The organism is Variovorax sp. KBW07, from assembly GCF_003852515.1.
Classification (GTDB): domain Bacteria; phylum Pseudomonadota; class Gammaproteobacteria; order Burkholderiales; family Burkholderiaceae_C; genus Variovorax.
This window is the reverse complement of record NZ_QAJK01000087.1, coordinates 17883-36631: the sequence shown is the minus strand read 5'-3', so window position 1 is coordinate 36631 and position 18749 is coordinate 17883. Positions and strand designations below refer to the sequence as shown.

23 protein-coding genes are annotated in these 18749 nt (G+C 67.3%); 11 read left to right on the top strand and 12 right to left on the bottom strand.

Annotation, left to right across the window (positions count from 1 at the left end):
* Positions 1-107: 107 nt before the first annotated feature.
* From DBV14_RS18430 to DBV14_RS18420, 3 genes are all read right to left on the bottom strand, one after another.
* Positions 108-557 (bottom strand): VOC family protein, encoded by a 450-nt coding sequence (locus DBV14_RS18430; protein ID WP_124460722.1) that lies wholly within the window; start codon positions 555-557, stop codon positions 108-110.
* A gap of 75 nt (positions 558-632) precedes the next feature.
* The gene (locus DBV14_RS18425; protein WP_124460720.1) at positions 633-1532 is read right to left on the bottom strand and encodes an AraC family transcriptional regulator; all 900 of its coding nucleotides are present in this window, start codon (positions 1530-1532) and stop codon (positions 633-635) included.
* A gap of 34 nt (positions 1533-1566) precedes the next feature.
* The gene (locus DBV14_RS18420) at positions 1567-1974 is read right to left on the bottom strand and encodes a hypothetical protein (protein ID WP_124460718.1); all 408 of its coding nucleotides are present in this window, start codon (positions 1972-1974) and stop codon (positions 1567-1569) included.
* Between the two features lie 128 nt (positions 1975-2102).
* Here DBV14_RS18420 and DBV14_RS18415 point away from each other — a divergent pair, with 128 nt between their 5' ends.
* Both DBV14_RS18415 and DBV14_RS18410 read left to right on the top strand, forming a co-directional pair.
* Positions 2103-3296 (top strand): PLP-dependent transferase, encoded by a 1194-nt coding sequence (locus DBV14_RS18415; protein WP_124460716.1) that lies wholly within the window; start codon positions 2103-2105, stop codon positions 3294-3296.
* Positions 3297-3412: 116 nt separating this feature from the next.
* On the top strand, positions 3413-3616 hold the full coding sequence (locus tag DBV14_RS18410; RefSeq protein WP_124460714.1) for a hypothetical protein: 204 nt from the start codon (positions 3413-3415) through the stop codon (positions 3614-3616).
* Positions 3617-3696: 80 nt separating this feature from the next.
* Here DBV14_RS18410 and DBV14_RS18405 read toward each other — a convergent pair whose 3' ends face one another.
* On the bottom strand, positions 3697-4338 hold the full coding sequence (locus DBV14_RS18405; protein WP_260397113.1) for an arylesterase: 642 nt from the start codon (positions 4336-4338) through the stop codon (positions 3697-3699).
* Between the two features lie 36 nt (positions 4339-4374).
* On the opposite strand from DBV14_RS18405, the gene DBV14_RS18400 reads away from it, so the two are divergent.
* Genes DBV14_RS18400 through rlmB form a run of 4 tightly spaced genes read left to right on the top strand, consistent with a single transcriptional unit; the run spans position 4375 to position 7426 of the window.
* The gene (locus DBV14_RS18400; RefSeq protein WP_124460712.1) at positions 4375-5097 is read left to right on the top strand and encodes an ABC transporter ATP-binding protein; all 723 of its coding nucleotides are present in this window, start codon (positions 4375-4377) and stop codon (positions 5095-5097) included.
* Positions 5098-5148: 51 nt separating this feature from the next.
* Positions 5149-5649: a ribosomal protein L7/L12 gene (locus DBV14_RS18395; protein WP_124460710.1), complete on the top strand. Its 501-nt coding sequence runs from the start codon at positions 5149-5151 to the stop codon at positions 5647-5649.
* A 5-nt stretch (positions 5650-5654) separates the two neighbouring features.
* The gene (locus DBV14_RS18390; RefSeq protein ID WP_124460708.1) at positions 5655-6635 is read left to right on the top strand and encodes a sulfite exporter TauE/SafE family protein; all 981 of its coding nucleotides are present in this window, start codon (positions 5655-5657) and stop codon (positions 6633-6635) included.
* A 44-nt stretch (positions 6636-6679) separates the two neighbouring features.
* Positions 6680-7426 (top strand): 23S rRNA (guanosine(2251)-2'-O)-methyltransferase RlmB, encoded by a 747-nt coding sequence (gene rlmB / locus DBV14_RS18385; protein ID WP_124460706.1) that lies wholly within the window; start codon positions 6680-6682, stop codon positions 7424-7426.
* Between the two features lie 48 nt (positions 7427-7474).
* Here the strand turns inward: rlmB and DBV14_RS18380 are convergent, their stop codons facing one another.
* The 3 genes from DBV14_RS18380 to DBV14_RS18375 all read right to left on the bottom strand — a co-directional run bounded on the left by DBV14_RS18380 (position 7475) and on the right by DBV14_RS18375 (position 9705).
* Positions 7475-8686 carry an NAD(P)/FAD-dependent oxidoreductase gene (locus DBV14_RS18380; RefSeq protein ID WP_124460704.1) on the bottom strand — a complete coding sequence of 404 codons (1212 nt, stop codon included), beginning with the start codon at positions 8684-8686 and terminating at the stop codon, positions 7475-7477.
* A gap of 127 nt (positions 8687-8813) precedes the next feature.
* On the bottom strand, positions 8814-8984 hold the full coding sequence (locus DBV14_RS33275) for a SoxR reducing system RseC family protein (RefSeq protein ID WP_148092443.1): 171 nt from the start codon (positions 8982-8984) through the stop codon (positions 8814-8816).
* Positions 8985-9111: 127 nt separating this feature from the next.
* On the bottom strand, positions 9112-9705 hold the full coding sequence (locus DBV14_RS18375) for a helix-turn-helix domain-containing protein (protein WP_124460702.1): 594 nt from the start codon (positions 9703-9705) through the stop codon (positions 9112-9114).
* Positions 9706-9779: 74 nt separating this feature from the next.
* On the opposite strand from DBV14_RS18375, the gene DBV14_RS18370 reads away from it, so the two are divergent.
* The gene (locus DBV14_RS18370; RefSeq protein ID WP_124460700.1) at positions 9780-10301 is read left to right on the top strand and encodes a GNAT family N-acetyltransferase; all 522 of its coding nucleotides are present in this window, start codon (positions 9780-9782) and stop codon (positions 10299-10301) included.
* A 9-nt stretch (positions 10302-10310) separates the two neighbouring features.
* Here the strand turns inward: DBV14_RS18370 and DBV14_RS18365 are convergent, their stop codons facing one another.
* Genes DBV14_RS18365 through DBV14_RS18350 form a run of 4 tightly spaced genes read right to left on the bottom strand, consistent with a single transcriptional unit; the run spans position 10311 to position 13018 of the window.
* Entirely contained in the window at positions 10311-10787 is a 477-nt protein-coding gene (locus tag DBV14_RS18365) for a DUF3237 domain-containing protein (protein WP_124460698.1), read from the bottom strand.
* A gap of 14 nt (positions 10788-10801) precedes the next feature.
* Positions 10802-11767, bottom strand: coding sequence for an aldo/keto reductase (locus tag DBV14_RS18360; protein WP_124460696.1), 966 nt, complete (start codon positions 11765-11767; stop codon positions 10802-10804).
* 49 nt (positions 11768-11816) lie between these two features.
* Positions 11817-12425: a chromate transporter gene (locus DBV14_RS18355; protein ID WP_185546059.1), complete on the bottom strand. Its 609-nt coding sequence runs from the start codon at positions 12423-12425 to the stop codon at positions 11817-11819.
* Positions 12422-13018 (bottom strand): chromate transporter, encoded by a 597-nt coding sequence (locus tag DBV14_RS18350; RefSeq protein ID WP_124460694.1) that lies wholly within the window; start codon positions 13016-13018, stop codon positions 12422-12424. Before DBV14_RS18350 ends, DBV14_RS18355 begins: the two co-directional genes overlap by 4 nt.
* A gap of 81 nt (positions 13019-13099) precedes the next feature.
* On the opposite strand from DBV14_RS18350, the gene DBV14_RS18345 reads away from it, so the two are divergent.
* Complete coding sequence (locus tag DBV14_RS18345; RefSeq protein ID WP_185546058.1) at positions 13100-14023, top strand: YihY/virulence factor BrkB family protein; 924 nt, start codon at positions 13100-13102, stop codon at positions 14021-14023.
* Between the two features lie 72 nt (positions 14024-14095).
* Here DBV14_RS18345 and DBV14_RS18340 read toward each other — a convergent pair whose 3' ends face one another.
* Complete coding sequence (locus tag DBV14_RS18340) at positions 14096-15109, bottom strand: LacI family DNA-binding transcriptional regulator (RefSeq protein ID WP_124460692.1); 1014 nt, start codon at positions 15107-15109, stop codon at positions 14096-14098.
* 164 nt (positions 15110-15273) lie between these two features.
* On the opposite strand from DBV14_RS18340, the gene DBV14_RS18335 reads away from it, so the two are divergent.
* From DBV14_RS18335 to DBV14_RS18325, 3 genes are read left to right on the top strand one after another with little or no spacing between them, the layout of a single operon-like run.
* Entirely contained in the window at positions 15274-16791 is a 1518-nt protein-coding gene (locus DBV14_RS18335; RefSeq protein WP_124460690.1) for a sodium:solute symporter family protein, read from the top strand.
* The gene (locus DBV14_RS18330) at positions 16784-17578 is read left to right on the top strand and encodes a 6-phosphogluconolactonase (RefSeq protein WP_221621898.1); all 795 of its coding nucleotides are present in this window, start codon (positions 16784-16786) and stop codon (positions 17576-17578) included. The genes DBV14_RS18335 and DBV14_RS18330 overlap by 8 nt, the downstream gene beginning before the upstream one ends.
* A gap of 9 nt (positions 17579-17587) precedes the next feature.
* On the top strand, positions 17588-18739 hold the full coding sequence (locus tag DBV14_RS18325) for an N-acetylglucosamine-6-phosphate deacetylase (protein ID WP_124460687.1): 1152 nt from the start codon (positions 17588-17590) through the stop codon (positions 18737-18739).
* Positions 18740-18749 lie beyond the last annotated feature (10 nt).

Sequence of the window (18749 nt, the reverse complement as noted above, 5' to 3'; positions counted from 1 at the left end):
AGAGCACACCGTCGGCGTGAGTGGCGCCCCGAACGACGCGCTTCAAACACAACGCGGCGACAAGAAAGTCGAGTCCGCATTCAAGTGACGTGGCAATACCCGAAGAGTCAGCCCGCCGGATCGAATAACGCCGTGTAGCGCCGCTGCATCTCTTCCGGCGTCATCTTCTCGATGCTGTGCCCCACGTTCCAACGATGACCGAAGGGGTCACGGAAGACCCCCGAGCGCTCGCCGTAGAACTGGTCTTGCGGCGGCATGTCGAGCGTGGCGCCGGCTGCAACGGCGCGGGCCACCACCGCGTCGGCATCGTCCACGTGCAGATGCAGCGTGACGGCGCTCCCGCCCAGCGTCTTGGCGCCGACGATGTTGCACTCGGGGAACTCGTCCGAAATCATCAGGATCGCGCCGTTGTGGAAGTCCAGTTCCGCGTGGCCGATGCGGCCGCTGGGCTCGGTGAGGCGAAAGATTTCCTTCACCTCGAATACGTTGCAATAGAAGTCGATGGCCGCGCCGGCGTCGTGCACGCACAGGTACGGAAACAGTTCGTGGATGGCCATGGTGTCGCCTTTCGCAATGAGGTTGCAGGTTCGTTGGCTGGTTGTTCGTGGCGCCGATTCTGGAGCGCCGCGCCGCTAGCGTCTTGAACGAATTTGACCTGTCGCTGCCGCTCTTGTCGCTGCCGTTCTTGTCGTTGCTGCGGCCGGCACGTGCCTGGGCGATGCCGCGCCCGCCTGCCGCCAGGCTTGCGGAGACATGCCCGCCAGCGCCGAGAACTCACGGCTCAGATGGGCCTGGTCGCTGTAGCCTGCGTCGACTGCAATATCGGCCCAGCTTTGCCCGGGGTCACCCGCCAACGCCAGTGCGCGATCGAAGCGCATCACGCGCGCGTATTCCTTGGGGCCGAGGCCGATGGCGCCGCGAAAAAGCGCGATGAAGCGGCGGTGGCTGTAGCCGCTGTGCGTCACCAACGCGGCGATCGATGGGGCCGGCGAGAAGGTCAGCGGGCCCAGCGTGGCGGCCACGGCCGGATGCAGGCCATGCAGGCCGGCCCGCAGCGAGGCGGCGAGACGTTGGGTCAGCAGGGCCTCGAACACCTGCAGTTGCAGCGCCGGGTCGTCCGCTTCATGAAGCCTTTCGAGCGCGGCTCCGGCTTGCCGTTCGCCCCAGACCGCTTCGAGCGGCGTGTGCTGCCCGGCCAATGCGTCTTCAGGGGCGCCGAGCAGGGCGCGGGCGGCACCGGGCTGGAGTTGCGCGCCGACCGAGCGCGTGGGCACTGACACATCGCGCATGTAGAAGGCGGCGCGCGCGCCGCCGACGATGGCGTAGCCGAAGGTCTGGCCCCGGGCATCGCCTGCTTCGCTGAACAGCTTCAGCGGCGGCCCGGAAAGCCGGAACACCAGGTGCATGCCGCCGGTGGGCAGCACGTGCTCGCGGGCATCGGGCCGCCCGGCCGTGACGCCATCGGGCGCCGAGGCCCACAGCAGCCGCACGAAGGGCCGCAGGTGGGGGGCAGGGGGCCGCGTCAGCTGCATCGGCGCATTGTGCGGCGGAAGCCGCGGCAAAGGCTCAGTCCCACCAGGCGGCGAGCACGTGTGCGTCGCGGCTTTTCTGGACGCCCGATGGAATGTCGCTCTCTTCGGTCTTCCAGATCTCGTCGGGTTCGAGCGGCGCAAGGGCTTCGGCCAATTCGTCCTCCGACAGGGAGCCGACCACGAAGATGGTGTCGGCGAAAGGCCAGCAATCCTCGCCCGGATCGAGCTCCGCAATCTGCGCGTAGACGGCGGTGACGTCCGGCCGCTGGGCGAGGCGGGCGAAGGTATCGCGAAACACATCCATGCCCGGATGTTCCATGAGGTTGCAGCCGATGGAGCCCAGGTCGTCATTCCCGTCGAAAAACTCCTCGATGGAAACGATCTGCGGCTCCGGCTTCGATGCGAGCTGTTCGATCAGGCGGTTTCGTTTGGAGGTGTCCACGGTGTGATCCTGTATTCGACGGTTTGAACGCCTGCAGCGGCGGCCCGGAAGACTTTCTCACGACCGGGCGGCAGGGGCGTGACCGTCCGGCGGGCCGGCCGAACGCACGGCCGCGCTAGCATCGGCGCATGAGCAAGCCTTCCACGACCCTGATCCACCACCCCTACACCCCGCCCGACACCTTTGCCGCGCCGCAGCCCGGCGTGTTCAAGGCGTCGACCGTGTTCTTTGCCGACGTGGCCGCCATGCGCGCACGCGACTGGCGCACCAAGGCCGGCTACACCTACGGCCTGCACGGCACGCCGACCACCTTCACGCTCGAAGAGCGGCTGGCCACGCTCGAAGGCGGCACCGAATGCCTGCTGGTGCCCAGCGGGCTGGCCGCCATTTCGCTGGTGGCGTTCGCCTTTCTGAAGACCGGCGACGAGGTGCTGATTCCCGACAACGCCTATGGCCCCAACAAGGCGCTGGCCACCGGCGAGCTGGCCAATTTCGGCATCACCCATCGCATGTACGACGCCATGAACCCGGCCGACCTGGAGGCCAAGCTCTCGCACCGCACGCGGCTGGTGTGGGTCGAGGCGGCCGGCTCGGTGACGATGGAATTCCCCGACCTGCCGGCGCTCGTGGACATCTGCCGCGCGCGCGGCGTGATGACGGCGCTCGACAACACCTGGGGCGCGGGCCTGGCCTTCGCACCCTTCGATTTCAACGGCACGGGGCAGGGCGTCGACATCTCCGTGCACGCGCTCACCAAGTACCCGAGCGGCGGCGGCGATGTGCTGATGGGCAGCGTGGTCACGCGCGACGAGCGGCTGCACCGCGCGCTCAAGCTCACGCACATGCGCATGGGTTTCGGCATCGGCGTGGGCGACGTCGAGACGCTGCTGCGTTCGCTGCCCAGCATCTCGCTGCGCTATGCCGCGCACGATCGCGCGGCGCGCGAACTGGCGGGCTGGCTCAACGGCTGCGAAGAAATTGCGCAGGTGCTGCACCCGGCGCTGGAAGACTCGCCCGGCCACGTTCACTGGCGTGCGCTGTGCGGTGCCACCGACCTGGCCGCGGGCCTGTTCTCGGTCGTGTTCGACGAGCGCTACAGCACCGAGCAGGTCGACCGCTTCTGCGACAGCCTGAAGCTGTTTCGCCTCGGCTATTCGTGGGGCGGGCCGATCAGCCTGGTGGTGCCCTACGACATCGGCCTGATGCGCGATGCCAGCGTGGCGCGCTGGCCCTACAAGGGCACGCTCGTGCGCTTTTCGATCGGCCTGGAAGACGTGGGCGATTTGCGGGCCGATCTGCAACAGGCGCTCGCGAGGATGTAAAAAAGCGCTTCGGCCGCCGTGGGAAGTCAGCTTGCCGGCGGCCAGAAGACGTACCGTTATCGCTTACAGTAGGCCAACGCGCAGTCACCGTGACTGCCTCGCCCCAAGGAGAAGCAGTGGCAACACCAAATTACGGCTACGAGAAGCGCCAGAAAGAACTGGCCAAGAAGAAGAAAAAGGAAGAAAAGCTTCGCGAAAAGCAGTATCGCAAGCTCAGCCCGAGCACCGACGGGCTGGCTCCTGGAGACCCGGAAACCGATGTGGCCTCGCTCGAACGCGATCCACCCACCGTGCCCGAGTTGCCCACCAAGAACGGTTGATCCGCTCCTGGCATCCCCATCAAAAAGCCGCCGCAGGCCTGTGCCTGCGGCGGCTTTTTCTTGGGCGGCGTTGGCGCGCCTTACTTGCCGGGCAGCAGCTTGCGCAGTTCGGGCCAGACGTTGTCCAGCAGCTGCGGCTGCGCCACCGCGGTGGGATGAATGCGGTCGGCCTGGAACAGCGACATCGCATCCGGCGCGTCGGCCACGCCCTTGAGCAGGAAGGGCACCAGCGCTGCCTTGGTCGCGCCGGCCACCTTCGAGAACACCGCCTCGAAGCGCCGCGTGTAGTCGCCGCCGTAGTTCGGAGGCACCTGGATGCCGACGATCAGCACCTTGGCACCCGCCGCCTGCGCGGCCTTGGTGATCTGCAGCAGGTTGCTTTCAGTGTCCGAGAGCGGCAGCCCACGCAACGCGTCGTTGGCGCCCAGCTCCACCACCACGTGGCTGGGCTTGTGCTGGGTGAGCAGGGCGGGAAAGCGCGCGCGCCCGCCGGAGCTGGTGTCGCCGCTGATGCTCGCGTTGACCACGGTGGCCGCGATCTTCTGCTGCGCAAGCCTTTTTTCGAGCAAGGGTACCCAGCCCTCGCCGCGCTTGAGGCCGTACTCTGCGCTCAATGAGTCACCGAGCACCAGGATCACCGGCTTGCCCGCCGCAGTAGGGGCCTGCTGGGCCCGCGCCGCGGTCGCCCATGTCCCCGCGCTGCCGAGCGCGGCGGTGGTCAAGATAAAGTCACGTCGATTCAAAACCAAAGCCTTTCCATGTCCCAACCCCCGTCTGATGCCATTGTCGCCGTCGAGCATGTCTTCAAGTCCGTCACCGACTCGACCGGTACGCTGGACATTCTGCAGGACATCCATTTCACCCTCGGCGCGCGGGAAACCGCCGCCATCGTCGGTGCCTCGGGTTCCGGCAAGAGCACCTTGCTGTCGATCATCGCCGGGCTCGACACGCCCACGCGCGGCACCGTGAAGCTGGCCGGCGACGACATCTTCGCCATCGACGAGGACGAGCGTGCCGCGTTGCGCGCCCAGCGCGTGGGCTTCGTGTTCCAGAGCTTCCAGCTGCTGGGCAACCTCAGCGCCCTCGAAAACGTGATGCTGCCGCTGGAGCTGGCCAACCGCAAGGACGCCCGCAAGGCCGCCACCGAGATGCTCGGCCGCGTCGGCCTGGGCCAGCGGCTGGGCCACTATCCGAAGGTGCTGTCGGGCGGCGAGCAGCAGCGCGTGGCGCTGGCCCGTGCCTTCGTGGTGCAGCCCGCCTTGCTGCTGGCCGACGAGCCTACCGGCAGCCTCGACTTCGCCACCGGCGAGCAGGTCATGAAGCTGATGTTCGACCTCAACCGCGAGCTGGGCACCACGCTCGTGCTGGTCACCCACGACCGCGGCATCGCGGCCCGTTGCGAGCGCCGCATCACCATCGAGGCCGGGCGCGTGGCGCTCAATGAACAGACGCCGGTATCGAGCGTCGAGCCCGCGCTGTAAGCTATCAAATAAATAGCAGCCCAATTCAAGCAAGAAGAGGAGGAGACGCACATGGACACGCTACCCCCGGAGGCCGTGCTCGCGCTGAAGCGCGGCCAGCTCATCGAGGCCATCAAGATCGTGCGCGAGAAGACGGGCATGGACCTCAAGGCATCCAAGGAGGCGGTCGAGCGCTACGCCAGGCGCGTGCAGGACCAGCCCGACTGGAACGAGGGCGACTGGGGCCGCGCCGCGCCCGATGCCGCCATGCAGGACAGGGGCTTCGCCTCCATGCCGTCCACCGCGCTCACCGCGCTGGCACAGGGCAACAAGGTCGAGGCCGTCCGCCTGACGCGCGAAGCCACCGGGCTGGGCCTGGCCGACGCCAAGCGGCTGGTCGAGAACCACGAAAACCCGGCGGTCGGCGACTTCGGCCACCTGCCGTCGGATATTCCGCGCAACCCGATGGCCGAGCCCGGCCGGGTACAGCCGGGCAGCTTCTCGTGGATGCCGGTGGTCGTCCTCCTGCTGATCATGGCCATGGCCTGGATGTATTTCGGCGGGAAGGGCTGAAGCCGATGATCGTTCCTCAGTTCTGGGCCGAAGGCCGCATCCAGGAGCTCGTCGGCGGCAAGCAGCTCACCGTGCGCCGCTACGGCTGGTCCGACGAGAGCCCGCTGGCCGCGCAGGCACATGCCGACCAGCGCACCCGCGAAGCCTTCGACCGCATCGCCAGTGGCGAGAAGCTCGACCGCCGCGAACGCAAGCGGGCCTACAACGGCGCCGACGGCGTGCCGATCCGCGAGGAAATCATCGAGCGCCAGGGCGACTCCGTCGTCACGCGCAACAGCTACGGCGCACGCTGCCTGAACACGCCCGACGTGCTGTTCGTCGACATCGACTTCGACGAACCGCTGCGCGGCAGCCTGTTTCTCTTTGCGCTGGTTCCGGCGCTGATCGCCGGCGTGGTCGGCGGCTGGGCCGCCCGGACGTGGCTCGGCGGGCTGATCGCGTTCTTCATCGTCTTTGCGGTGGCCTACACCATCGGCCGGCGCAAGAAGCGCGGCGAGCCCAGCGACAACCCCACGCCCGAGAAGCGCGCGGCCGAGCGCATCGGGCGCTTCGTTCACCAGCACCCCGACTGGCACCTGCGCATCTACCGTACGCCGGCAGGCTTCCGGGTGCTGGCCATGCACGACGTGTTCAGCCCCAACGACCCGGTGGTGGCCGACTGCTTCCAGCTGATGGGCGTCGACAAGGTCTACGCGCGCATGTGCCGTCACCAGAACTGCTTTCGGGCCCGCCTGAGCGCCAAGCCCTGGCGCATCGGCATCAGCGAGCCGATGCGGCCGCGGCCCGGCGTGTGGCCGGTGTCGCCCGACAGGTTGCCGGCACGCGATGCCTGGGTCTCGCGCTACGAAAAGGCCGCCGAGGGCCACGCCGCCTGCCAGTACCTGGAGAGCGTCGGCAACACGGCAAAGCTGCATCCCAGTGCACAGGCCGTGCAGGAGCTGCACGACGAACGCACCCGCGCCAACAGCGGTTTGCCGCTGGCCTGAGGGGCCCGCGCCGTCCGAGGCCTGGGGGTAGGGATAATCAGGGGATGTCTTCCCCCAAAGTGATCTTCGGCTTCCATGCCGTGGGCGTGCGCATCAAGACCGCGCCCAAATCGGTGCTCGAAGTGATGTTCGACGCCAGCCGGCGCGATGCGCGCATGAAACAGTTCCTGGCGCGCGCGCAAGAAGCCGGTGTGCGGCTGGTCGAGGCCGATGGCCTGCGGCTCTCCAAGCTCAGCGGCAGCCACGGCCACCAGGGCGTGGTGGCGCGGGTCGAGCCGGCCGCGCAAATCCATTCGCTCGACGAGCTGCTCGAAGGCCTCGAAGAGGCCGGCACCGTGCCGCTGCTGCTGGTGCTCGACGGCGTGACCGATCCGCATAACCTCGGCGCCTGCCTGCGCGTGGCCGACGGTGCCGGCGCGCACGCGGTCATCGCTCCCAAGGACCACGCGGCCGGCATCAACGCCACTGTGGCCAAGGTGGCCAGCGGCGCAGCCGAGACGGTGCCGTACTTCATGGTGACCAACCTCGCGCGCACGCTCAACGAGCTCAAGGAGCGCAGCATCTGGTGCGTGGGCACCAGCGACGACGCACCAGGCACCATCTACCAGAGCGACTTCAAGCGCCCGCTGGCGCTGGTGTTGGGCGCCGAGGGCGAGGGCATGCGCCAGCTCACGCGCAAGACCTGCGACGAGCTGGTCAGCATCCCGATGGCCGGCGCGGTCGAGAGCCTGAACGTCTCGGTGGCGAGCGGCGTGTGCCTCTACGAGGCGATGCGGCAGCGCAGCGCCTGACACCTTCCGCGAATCTCTCGCGAGTCCCTCGCGAGTCTTTCGCGAGCTTCAGCCCTTCGGCAGCGGCCCGCCCTTGCGGTGGAAGTAGATGAGCTCCGCCACGCGCCGCATCTGCGGCGTGCCCAAAAGGTGGTTGAACATCCAGTCGCTCTGGAAGTTGTCGAAGGCCCAGCGCAGCGAGCGCTTGAGCAGAAAGCTCGGGTAGCTGCGCACCAGCCACGTGGCGGGGTCTTCGACCTCGCCGCGTACGAAGCGCGCCACCGCCTCGCCGGCACGCTCGCCGTGCTGCAGCGCGGTGTGAATGCCGCCGGCCGTGACCGGCGACACCATGCCCGCCGCATCGCCCACCAGCAAGGCGCGTTCGCGCGCAACCGTCGGCAGCACGCCGCCGCAGGGGATCATTCCCGCGCGCACCGCCACGGGGGGCGCATCGCCTGGCGTCACCACCGAGGCGATCTTGCGCAGCAGCGGATCGAGCCGCAGCGCGCCCGCGTCGCTGTGCACCATGCGGCGCGCCAGCCCGATCTGGCTCACGCCCACGCCGTCGAGCGCCCAGCCGATGTAGCCCGGCGCCAGCTTGCGGTCGATGAAGCAATGCAACAGGTCGGGCGCCATGCGCGCGCCCCGGTATTCATGCTCGATGCCGTACAGGAAGCGCGTGTTGCGCGACAGTCCCAGCGCCTTGGCAACGCGCGAGTGCGGACCGTCGGCGCCCACGAGGTACCTGGCCGTGATGCACGGGCCTTGGGCCACCGGCACTTCCCAGCGTCCGTTCAGCCACAGCGCCTGCTCGAACAGCGTGCCCAGCCGCACGTCGACGCCGCAGCCGCGGGCCGACTCGACCATCCAGTCGAGCAGGGCGGGCGCATCGGTGGCCCAGAACCAATAGCCCGGTGCGTGCAGATCGACATGGCGCATGTTCGGCGCGTAGAGCCGCACGCCCTCGATGCGGCGCACCAGCGCGGGCGGCACTTCGGCCAGCCACGGCACGGTGTCGACCGCATCCTTGACGATGATGCCGGTGGTGTGGAGCTTGGCACCGGCGCTGGCTTTCTTCTCGAGCACCATCACGCTGAGCCCGGCAAGGGCCGCCGCTCGGGCGCAGGCCAGGCCCGCAAAGCTCGCGCCCACCACGAGCAGATCGACCTTGATGCTGCCCACGCCGCTGCCCGCCGTGGGCTCGGATGCCGGGCCGGTTGCGGCAAAAGAGGAAGGCGCGAGCGGAGAAAAAAAGCTGGAAGAGGGAGAGGAAGTGGGCATGGAGCAACTGACTTGTGGCAATGCGCACCGCGGTCTGCGGTGCGCCTGCGAAGTTAGCTACGCCATGTGCGCGCGGCGTGAAGCCTGTGTGAACTCCCTGGCTCGGCTGCGCGTTTCGGCGGGCGCCTCAGGATGGGTCTTTGCCCCGTGTGCGGCCCACCGCGCTGAAGATGCCGATTCCCAGGATGATCAGCGCGCCGATGCCGATGTAGAGCGTGGGCACGCCGGCCACCGAGGCGCCCCAGATGAGGCCGGCCATGAAGATCAGAAATCCGATCATGTAGAGCGCGAAAGACATCGTCGTTCTCCTGAAGCTGTAATGGCTTGCAGTATCCCGACCGGTGGGGCGGGCCGCACCGGCCTCTGCCGCCAGTGCGTGTGGGAGCTTGCCTACCGCGAGGGGCATTTGTTTACCGTGATTCCCGTTATTCCGGGCTGGCCACGAGCAGGTATCGGCAGGCGCTGCGCCCCAGCGCCTTGAAGACCAGCGGCTGGTCGACCCCGAAGTCGAGGCAATCACCGGGCGACAGCTCGAAGCGTTCGTCGCCGTAGTCCACCCGCAGGGCGCCTTCGAGCATCCACAGGCATTGGCGGTAGGGCTTGCCGCTCCATCGCGGATAGCCGACCTGCGCCGAGCGCGGCAGCTCGATCTCGACCAGTTCCACGCCGCTGCCCGCATGGCGCTCGGCGACCTGCCGGCGCAGGTAGCCGGCCTCGGGGTCGCGCCAGGTTTCCTGCGCGGCGCGCGTACGCAGCCGTTGGGGCTGGTCCTTGTCTTCGGTCAACAGCTGGGCGAGCGGCACGCCGAGCCCGGCCGCCAGGCGCCCCAGCAGCACGGCCGTGGGGCTGCTCTGCGCACGCTCGACCTTCGAGATCATCGCCTTGCTGACGCCCGAGCGCTCGGCCAGCTCGGCCAGGCTGAGCGCCTGTGCCTGCCGCAGGGCCAGCAGGCGGGTGGCGATGAGCGCGTCGATGTGGGTGTCCGCCTCGTTCGATGAAGCAGGTGAAGTGTTTCTCATATGAGATTATTATTCTCCTATATTGAACGGCTGGGTGTCTGGCAAAAAGCACATCCGGCCCTGAAAGGAACACCATGCGTCTCGTCCCCTGCACGGAGGAAGCCCATTCGGGCGCCATCCTCGCCATCCTCAACGAAGCCATCGTCACCTCGACCGCGCTGTACGACTACAAGCCGCGCACGGCCGAGAACATGGTCGCGTGGTTCGCCACCAAGCGCGCCAACGGCTTCCCGGTGATCGGTGCCGTGGACGACAGCGGCAAGCTGCTGGGCTTTGCAAGCTACGGCGCGTTCCGTGCCTTCCCGGCCTACAAGTACACGGTGGAGCACTCGGTGTACGTCGACAGCGCGCACCGTGGCACCGGCCTGGGCCGCACGCTCATGGAGGCGCTGATCGAAGAGGCCGTGGCGCGCGACGTGCACGTCATGGTCGGTGCCATCGATGCGGCGAATGCGGGCAGCATCGGCCTGCACGAGCGCCTGGGCTTCGAGCATTCGGGCACGGTGCGGCAGGCGGGCTTCAAGTTCGGGCGCTGGCTCGACGTGGCCTTCTACCAGCGCATCCTGGCCACGCCGCTGAACCCGGTAGACGGGTAGACGCGGGCGCTACACCAGCGCGAAGAAACGCATCACCACCTCGGCCGGGTGGCGAACGCCCGCGCCGACGAACATGCGTTCGTTGATCCACTTCAGCGCGGGCGATGCGGTCTCGAAGCGCGGGCTGCAGCGGAAGTACACCTGCGTTGCATCGACCGGTTCGCCGCGCAGCAGCTTCGCCATGACCTCGGGCGAGGCCGAGCGAATGGCGTGGTTCTGCACGTAGATGAGATCGCCCGCGTCGGTCTCCAGCCCATAGCGCGCATCGAGCTCGGAGAGTGTGTCGCTCACGATCAGCTGGAAGTCGCTGCCGCCCGGCAGCACGCGGGCACGCCAGCCGTGCCCGATGGCTTCGCCGCCCGTGATGGGTACGACGCGGCGCAGCCCGCGCGGGCTGCTGCCCAGCACCTGCGGCACGGCCACTTCGACGCGCAGGTCGACGAAGTGTTCGAGCGCGGGCGTGGCGATCGAATCGAAGACGCTCATCGCCGGTGCGCGGCTCAGGCGGCCGTTTCGGCGCTGGCGCGGTCCAGCATCTCGATGGTGCCCGCGTCGAGCTTCAGTTGCGTGGCCACCACCAGTTCTTCGAGCTGCGCGATCGACGTGGCGCTGGCGATGGGCGCCGTCACGCCGGGCCGCGCGATCTGCCATGCAATGGCGACCTGACCGGGCTTGGCGTTGTACTGCTGGGCCACGCGGTCGAGCGCTTCGAGGATGTGCAGGCCGCGCGGGTTCAGGTACTTCTTGGTGGTGTTGGCGCCGCGCGCGCTCTTGCCGGCATCGGCCTCGGTGCGGTACTTGCCGGTGAGGAAGCCGGCCGCCAGCGCGTAGAAGTTGATCACGCCCACTTCGCGCTTCAGGCACAGCGGCTCCAGTTCGTCTTCGAACACCGCGCGGTCGTACAGGTTGTACAGCGGCTGCAGGCTTTCGTAGCGTGCAATGCCCAGCCGCTCCGACACGTCGAGCGCCTCTGCCAGCCGCGACGCGGTGTAGTTTGAAGCGCCGATGGCGCGCACCTTGCCCTCCTTCACCAGGGCGTCGAAGGCGCCGAGCGAGTCTTCGAGCGGCGTGTTGGCGTCGTCGTCATGCGACTGGTACAGGTCGATGTAGTCCGTCTGTAGCCGCTTGAGCGAAGCCTCGACCGCCTCGCGGATGTACTTGGGCGACAGGCCCACCTTGCCTTCGCCCATCGGCTTGCCGACCTTGGTGGCCAGCACCACGCGGTTGCGCTTGCCGCTCTGCTTGAGCCACTTGCCGATGATGGTTTCGGATTCGCCGCCGGTGTGCCCCGGCACCCAGGCCGAGTACACGTCGGCTGTGTCGACGAAGTTGAAGCCGGCGTCGAGCCAGGCGTCCAGCAGCTTGAACGAGGCCGCCTCGTCCACCGTCCAGCCGAACACGTTGCCGCCGAAGGCGAGCGGAGAAACCAGGAGGCCGGAGCGGCCGAGCGGGCGAAGTTGCGACATGTGGATGTGTTTCCGAAGAAGCGTTGAGGAAGAAGAAAAAGAAACGGCGTCAGACAAAACCCGTGGTGCCCAGCACCGCACCGGCGCCGAGCAGCCAGAGCAGGTGGATGCGCGTGCGCCAGACGATAAGCGCCGCCGCGCCGCTCAGCAGCCACAGGTGCCATGCAGGCGCATTGCCCGCATGGTTACCGGCGGCCAGCACCCAGCCGGTGGCGATGAGCAGGCCCACCACCACGGGCGCCATGCCCTGCTTGAAGGCGCGCACTTCGCGCCGGGTGCGGTTGCGGTGGCCCCAGCGCGTGGCGACATAGGTCAGCGTGGTGCTCGGCAGCATGATGCCGACCATGGTCACCATCAGCCCGAAGAAGCCCAGCAGCCAGGCCGACGGTCCAGCGCCGATGCCGCCGCCCGCGTTGAGCCCGACGTTCCAGCCCATCAGCGCGACGAACAGCACGTTGGGCCCGGGCGCGGCCTGGGCGATGGCCACCGATGAGCTGAATTGCGCATCGGTGAGCCAGCCGTGCTGGGCCACCAGGTAGCGGTGCATGTCGGGCACGGTGGTGATGGCGCCGCTGATCGACAGCAGCGAAAGCAGCATGTACTGCCCGAACAGGGCCAGCCAGTCGTGCCATTGCATCGCGATGCCGATGCTGCTCATGCCGGGATCTTTCGCCAGGTCCACACACAGGCCACGCCACCCAGCACCAGCAGCACCCAGCCCAGCGGAATCTTCAGTACGGTGATGGCCACGAATACCAGTGCCACGAACCCCAGGCAGACCGCAAAGCCCAGCGGGTGCTTGCGCAGCTGCGGCAGCAGCTTGATGCCGGTGGCCGCGATCAGCCCGCCCGACACCGCGCCCATGCCGCGCAGCGCGGCCGCCACTTGCGGATTGCCCGCGTAGTGCGCATACAGAACGGCCAGCGCCAGGATGACGCCGAGCGGAATGGTCAGCATGCCCGCCACGGCGGCGAGGGCGCCACGCAAACCAAAGTAGCGGTCGCCGATCATCAGCGCGAGGTTGATCACGTTGGGGCCGGGCATCACCTGCGCCACGGCCCAGTCCTCGAGGAACTGGTCGGGCGTGAGCCACTTCTTTTTCTCGACCATCTCGCGTTGCACGATGGCGAGCACGCCGCCGAAGCCTTGCAGCGCCAGCCAGGTGAACGACACGAACAGGTCGCGTGGCGACTGGGGTTGCGCGGGCGCGGACGGCGCCACCGCGCCGGAGGCTGGGGGAGACGATTGCATGTGGAGCGATTATCGTAGGCGGGCCTGCAACATGCCGGGCACCGGGCTGACAAGCCGCGGGCCATTCCACAGGGACACTCCATGCTCATGCAACTCCGCGCTCTCTTCGATCTCTGCAAACGCGCCTTCGCTTCCTGGTCGAACGACTATGCCCCGAGCATGGGGGCGGCGCTGGCGTACTACACCGTGTTTTCCATCGCGCCGCTGCTGCTGATCGTGATCGCGGTGGCGGGCCTGGTCTTCGGGCAGGAAGCCGCGCGCGGCGAGATCTTCGCGCAGCTCTCGGGCCTGATGGGCGAGCAGGGCGCAACGGCGGTGCAGGGCATGCTGAAGGCTGTCAACAAGCCGGCCGAGGGCATCGTGGCCACGGTGATCGGCATCGGCCTGCTGGTGGTCGGCGCGACCACCGTGTTCGGCGAACTGCAAGACGCGCTCGACCGCATCTGGCGCGCCCCGGCACGCGCCAAGAACAAGGGCGTCTTCAACATGCTGCGGGTGCGGCTGCTGTCGTTCAGCATGATCATGGGCATCGGCTTCTTGCTGATGGTGTCGCTGGTGGCGAGCGCGGCGCTGGCGGCACTGGGCAAGTGGTGGTCGCCGGTGTTCGGCGCGTGGGAGACGTTGGCGCAGGTGGTCAACTTCATCTTCAGCTTCGCGATGGTGACGGTGATCTTCGCGATGATCTACAAGATCATGCCGCGCGCGAAGGTGCAGTGGCGCGACGTGTGGGTGGGCGCGGCGGTCACGGCGTTGCTGTTCACGGTGGGCAAGCACCTGATCGGCCTGTACATCGGCAAGAGCAGCGTGGCCTCGGGCTATGGCGCTGCGGGCTCGCTGGTGGTGGTGCTGGTGTGGGTGTACTACTCGGCGCAGATCTTCCTGCTGGGCGCGGAGTTCACGTGGGTCTACGCGCGCACCTACGGCTCGATGAAAGACGCGAAGGGGACCGTCGACCTGAACCCCTCGCCAACGCGCGACGTGCCGTTGGCACACAACGACGCCTGATCAATCCGCCTGCGCGCAAGCCTCGTGCTGATCGGCGACGCGTGGCGGTTCGCGCCGCGTCGTCCGGCCCGGTCAGCCTCGGCCCTTGTCGTTCGGGGCGGCTGCAGTGGTCGCGCGAATCATCAGCTCGGTGTCGAGCATGTGGGCGACGCCGGGCGAGGGGCCCGCGGCCAGCCGGTCCAGCAGGATCTCCATGGCCATGCGCCCCGCGGCATCCGGCCGTGAAGCGATGGTGGTGAGCTGAGGGTAGGTTCGGGTGGCCAGCACATCGTCGCAGCCGACGATGCTGATGTCGCCGGGCACCCCGACGCCCATCTCGGCCATCCCGGCCATCAGCCCTTGCGCCACCAGATCGTCGAAGGCGATGGCGGCCGTCGCGTGCGTGGAGCGCACGGCCGGGGCCGCGGCCATTCCGCCTTCGTAGGAAGGGCGCCGGGCAGGAATTTCGATGACCTCCATGGCCATCTCCCGCCCCGCGAGCAATACCGCCGCACGGCGACACTGGTTCGACCATGAAGAGGTGGGCCCGCCCACGTAGACGATCCGCCGATGCCCGAGAGCATGCAGGTGCCGTACAGCGGCTGCGGCGGCAGGTGCGCTGTCGACCAGCACCCGGTCCATGCCTTCGACGTCGCGGTTGATCAGCACGATGGGGCCTCGGCCGCGCGGCATGCGAATCTCTTCGTCCGACATGCGGGAGGAGGCAAGGATCAGCCCGTCGACTTGAGGGGACAGCTTGCCGATCAACCGTTCTTCACGCGCCGAGTCTTCGTCCGAATCGCCAAGAAAGATGCACAGGCCGGCAGCGTCGGCCCGTGCTTCGACCGCGCGGATCAACGGTGCAAAAAAAGGGTTCGTGACGTCTGGAACGATCAGCGCGATGTTGCCGTGCCGTCCCGTCGACAGTGCGCGCGCGACCTGGTTGGGGGTGTAGCCGAGCGAAGCGGCTGCATCCTTGATCAAGGCGACAGTCTTGGCGCTGAGCATTTCGGGCCTGCTGAAGGCGCGCGAGACGGTCGAACTCGAAACGCCTGCAGCCTGCGCTACCTGCTGGATCGTGGGTGCGGGTTTGTGGTGTGAGGTCATCTGGGCCGCTTGAGCTTAACTGCGCGGCGGCAACGGGGAAGTGTGCGAAAAGTACGTGTAAACCCTCAAAGCAACCGCTTGCACTTGACGTGCAAGCGGTTGCATGAAAATATTAGACGAGAGAAGAGTCAAGTTAAGAACATTCAAACTACTGAGGAACACGCATGGGCGCGATCGACTGGATTGTTTTGTGGGCCTACTTTCTTTTGATGGTGGGCATCGGCGTCTGGGCACGCAGCCAGATCAAGACGGCGGCGGATTTCTTTACCGCGGGCGGGCGCATGCCCTGGTGGCTGGCAGGCGTTTCGCACCACATGTCCGGCTACAGCGCGGCCGTCTTCGTGGGCTATGCGGCCATTGCCTACACGTCGGGTTTCACCATCTATATCTGGTGGGCCGGGAGCATCGCGATGGCGCTGGCCCTCGGATCGGTTCTGTTCGCGCCGCGCTGGTCGAGATTGCGCCAGCGGCTGGCGATCATTTCACCGCTCGAGTACCTGTCCACGCGCTATGACATTCCCACGCAACAGGTCCTGGCATGGAGCGGCGGGGCGCTCAAGGTGTTCGACGTGGGCGCCAAATGGACCGCCACGGCGTTGCTGCTGAAGGTTTTTGCGGATGTGCCGCTGGTCTGGGGCGTGCTGCTGACCGGTGGCGTGACCCTGATCTATTCCACCATCGGAGGCTTGTGGGCCGACGCACTGACCGACTTCAGCCAGTTCGTCATCCAGCTGCTGGCGGGCGTCGTGATGTTCGTGGCCGTGCTCGCCAAACTCGGCGGCATTTCGGCTGTATGGACCGTATGGGAGCGGTTGCCGCCGAGCCATTCGAGTCCGTTCAATGGCCAGTACACCATCGCCTTCGTGCTGGTCTACCTGCTGATCAACACCCTGTCGTACAACGGCGGCACCTGGAACCTGGCGCAACGTTTCATTGCCGCGCCTACGGGCCGCGACGCGCGCAAGGCGGCGCTGCTGTCGGCGGCACTGTTCCTGGTCTGGCCGTTGATTCTTTTCTTCCCGATGTGGGCCGCTCCTTTGCTGTTGCCCAATCTCGCGGAACCGCAGCAGTCCTACGCCTTGCTGACACAGCACCTGCTGCCGACCGGCTTGATCGGTCTGGTTCTGGCGGGCATGTTCGCGCACACCATGGCCATGACCTCGTCCGACGCCAATGCGGTCTCGTCGGTGATCACGCGCGACGTTCTGCCGGTCATCTGGAAGGGAAGTCGCCAGATGTCGGGCCGCGCGGAACTCTTCGTCGGCCGGCTCAGCACCTTCCTCTTCATCGCGTTGTCGATGTGCATCGCGCTGGTAGCGGACAAGTTCGGAGGTGTGCTCGGACTGATCATCCTGTGGTTTGGCGCGCTCGTCGGTCCGATCGCCATCCCGATGCTGTTGGGCATGTTGCCGGCCTTCCGCCGCTGCGGACCCACCGCCGCCCTGACGTCGTGGGCGACGGGGCTCGTGGTCTTCGTGCTCGTGAAGTATGTCTTTGCCGACCAGATCAAGGCGTTGAACCCGGACTGGACGACGACCATCACCGTCGCAGGGCCCGTGCTGTGCTCGTTGACGGTCTTCGTTCTGGTCGGTCTGATTGCGCCGTGGCGCAATGAGCAAGCCGATGCGTTGATCGACGCGCTTGCCAACGACGAGACTGCGCGCGCCCGCGTCGGTGCCTGAGCAGACATTGAAAAAAGCTGGATTCATGACTGAGAGCACTTCCCTTACTTCGTCTTTTCCCATCGACGTCCGCGCCTATCCTGATCGGCAGGCCATGGGGCGCGCCGCCGCCGCGGCCATTGCCGAGGATCTTCGCGCACGCCTGGCGCGCCAGTCGCGCGTCCGCATGGTGTTCGCCGCGGCGCCAAGCCAGGCCGAGATGCTCGAGGCCCTGGTGGCCGAGCCCGGCATCGATTGGCAGCGGATCAGGGCCTTTCACATGGACGAATACATCGGCCTCGACGCGCAGGCGCCGCAGCGCTTCGGACTGTGGCTGCAGCGCCATCTGTTCGATCGACTGCCCTTCGGTGCCGTGCGAATCATCGATCCGGGCAACGATCCGTCGAGTGCAGCGCTGGCCTATGCAGCAGAGCTGGCGGCTGAGCCGATCGACGTCGTCTGCCTCGGCATCGGGGTCAATGGCCATCTGGCCTTCAACGATCCACCGGTGGCCGACCTCGCGGATGCGCAAGACGTGAAAATCGTCGAGCTCGATGGCGCATGCCGCCGGCAGCAGGTCGACGATGGCTGCTTTGCGCAACTCGACCAGGTGCCGAGCCACGCACTCACCCTGACCTTGCCGCGGCTTTTGCGTTCCGACCGGATGTACTGCGTGGTTCCGGGCGCGGCCAAGCGCGAAGCGGTGCGCCGTTCGCTGCGCGACCCGATCGGCACGGCATGCCCGGCCACGGCGCTGCGCCTGCACCCGCGGGTGGTGCTTTTTCTCGACCCGGACTCGGCCCCCTAGGAGGAGCGAATGACAAGCACAACCGTGAAGCGACTCACGGGGCGGGACCCGGCGACCGGCCGCAGCCTCGCGGTCGTGGTCGAAGGCGAGCGGATCCGTGCCATCACCGAAGGGCCCGCGCAAGAGACGGCATGGCTTTCGGCCGGCCTGATCGACCTGCAGGTCAATGGTTTCGGAGGCCTCGACCTGAACGACGGCGCCTTGTCGATCGACACGGTGCGACAGCTGGTCGGGATGCTGCGCGGGAAAGGTGTGACCACCTTCCTGCCGACGTTGATCACGGCTTCGGAGGCGTCGCTCATCGGCGCGCTGCAGGTCATCGCGCAGGCGCGCCGCAGCGACCCCCTGGTGGCTCATGCGATTGCGGCCGTGCACATCGAAGGACCGCACGTGTCCCCCGAGGATGGTCCCCGCGGGGCGCATCCGCGTGATCAGGTCCGGCCGCCGGACCTTGCGGAATTCGATCGCTGGCAAGCAGCGTGCGGCGGGCTGATCGGCATGGTCACGCTCTCGCCGCACTACGCCGAGGCACCTGCCTACATCCGCGCCCTGGCTGCGCGTGGCGTTCATGTGGCCATCGGTCATACGCATGCCAGCGCGGCAGACATCACCGCCGCCGTCGATGCCGGCGCGAGGTTCTCGACCCACCTGGGCAACGGCATTTCGGCAACGCTGCCACGGCATCCCAATCCCCTCTGGACGCAACTGGCCGACGATCGGCTGACCGCTTCGTTGATCGCCGACGGCCACCACCTTCCGGCCGACACCTTTCGGGCGATGCTGCGGGCGAAAGGACTGGCCCGGACCGTTCTTGTTTCGGACACCGCCGCGCTCGCGGGCATGCCACCCGGGCGCTACGACCAACCCATTGGCGGCGCGGTCGAACTGACCGCCGATGGGCGGCTGGGCGTCGCCGGTACTCCCTTTCTGGCAGGCGCGGCGCGCTGCCTTGCCCAGGATGTGGCGCTGGCCATCGACATGGGGGGCATCACCCTGGCCGAGGCGCTTCAGCTCGCGACAGCCAACCCCGGACGCTTCGTGGGCAGGCGGGGCGAACTGGCGGTGGGTGCCGCCGCTGACATCGTCCGGTTTCACTGGTCGCCCGGCGACCGCGACCTCTCCATCGATTCCGTCATGGTCCTGGGCCAATCGCATGACTGAACTCTCTCAA

What these genes read in the sequence shown, in the direction of transcription:
- DBV14_RS18365 (WP_124460698.1), bottom strand. Translation starts at nt 10,787, where the DNA reads ATGAGCGTCTTCGATTCGATCGCCACGCCCGCGCTCGAACACTTCGTC.
- DBV14_RS18355 (WP_185546059.1), bottom strand. Translation starts at nt 12,425, where the DNA reads ATGAGCAGCATCGGCATCGCGATGCAATGGCACGACTGGCTGGCCCTG.
- rlmB (WP_124460706.1), top strand. Translation starts at nt 6,680, where the DNA reads ATGTCTTCCCCCAAAGTGATCTTCGGCTTCCATGCCGTGGGCGTGCGC.
- DBV14_RS18350 (WP_124460694.1), bottom strand. Translation starts at nt 13,018, where the DNA reads ATGCAATCGTCTCCCCCAGCCTCCGGCGCGGTGGCGCCGTCCGCGCCC.
- DBV14_RS18335 (WP_124460690.1), top strand. Translation starts at nt 15,274, where the DNA reads ATGGGCGCGATCGACTGGATTGTTTTGTGGGCCTACTTTCTTTTGATG.
- DBV14_RS18370 (WP_124460700.1), top strand. Translation starts at nt 9,780, where the DNA reads ATGCGTCTCGTCCCCTGCACGGAGGAAGCCCATTCGGGCGCCATCCTC.
- DBV14_RS18345 (WP_185546058.1), top strand. Translation starts at nt 13,100, where the DNA reads ATGCTCATGCAACTCCGCGCTCTCTTCGATCTCTGCAAACGCGCCTTC.
- DBV14_RS18415 (WP_124460716.1), top strand. Translation starts at nt 2,103, where the DNA reads ATGAGCAAGCCTTCCACGACCCTGATCCACCACCCCTACACCCCGCCC.
- DBV14_RS18390 (WP_124460708.1), top strand. Translation starts at nt 5,655, where the DNA reads ATGATCGTTCCTCAGTTCTGGGCCGAAGGCCGCATCCAGGAGCTCGTC.
- DBV14_RS18430 (WP_124460722.1), bottom strand. Translation starts at nt 557, where the DNA reads ATGGCCATCCACGAACTGTTTCCGTACCTGTGCGTGCACGACGCCGGC.
- DBV14_RS18360 (WP_124460696.1), bottom strand. Translation starts at nt 11,767, where the DNA reads ATGTCGCAACTTCGCCCGCTCGGCCGCTCCGGCCTCCTGGTTTCTCCG.
- DBV14_RS18400 (WP_124460712.1), top strand. Translation starts at nt 4,375, where the DNA reads ATGTCCCAACCCCCGTCTGATGCCATTGTCGCCGTCGAGCATGTCTTC.
- DBV14_RS18425 (WP_124460720.1), bottom strand. Translation starts at nt 1,532, where the DNA reads ATGCAGCTGACGCGGCCCCCTGCCCCCCACCTGCGGCCCTTCGTGCGG.
- DBV14_RS18325 (WP_124460687.1), top strand. Translation starts at nt 17,588, where the DNA reads ATGACAAGCACAACCGTGAAGCGACTCACGGGGCGGGACCCGGCGACC.
- DBV14_RS33275 (WP_148092443.1), bottom strand. Translation starts at nt 8,984, where the DNA reads ATGTCTTTCGCGCTCTACATGATCGGATTTCTGATCTTCATGGCCGGC.
- DBV14_RS18375 (WP_124460702.1), bottom strand. Translation starts at nt 9,705, where the DNA reads ATGAGAAACACTTCACCTGCTTCATCGAACGAGGCGGACACCCACATC.
- DBV14_RS18380 (WP_124460704.1), bottom strand. Translation starts at nt 8,686, where the DNA reads ATGCCCACTTCCTCTCCCTCTTCCAGCTTTTTTTCTCCGCTCGCGCCT.
- DBV14_RS18340 (WP_124460692.1), bottom strand. Translation starts at nt 15,109, where the DNA reads ATGACCTCACACCACAAACCCGCACCCACGATCCAGCAGGTAGCGCAG.
- DBV14_RS18395 (WP_124460710.1), top strand. Translation starts at nt 5,149, where the DNA reads ATGGACACGCTACCCCCGGAGGCCGTGCTCGCGCTGAAGCGCGGCCAG.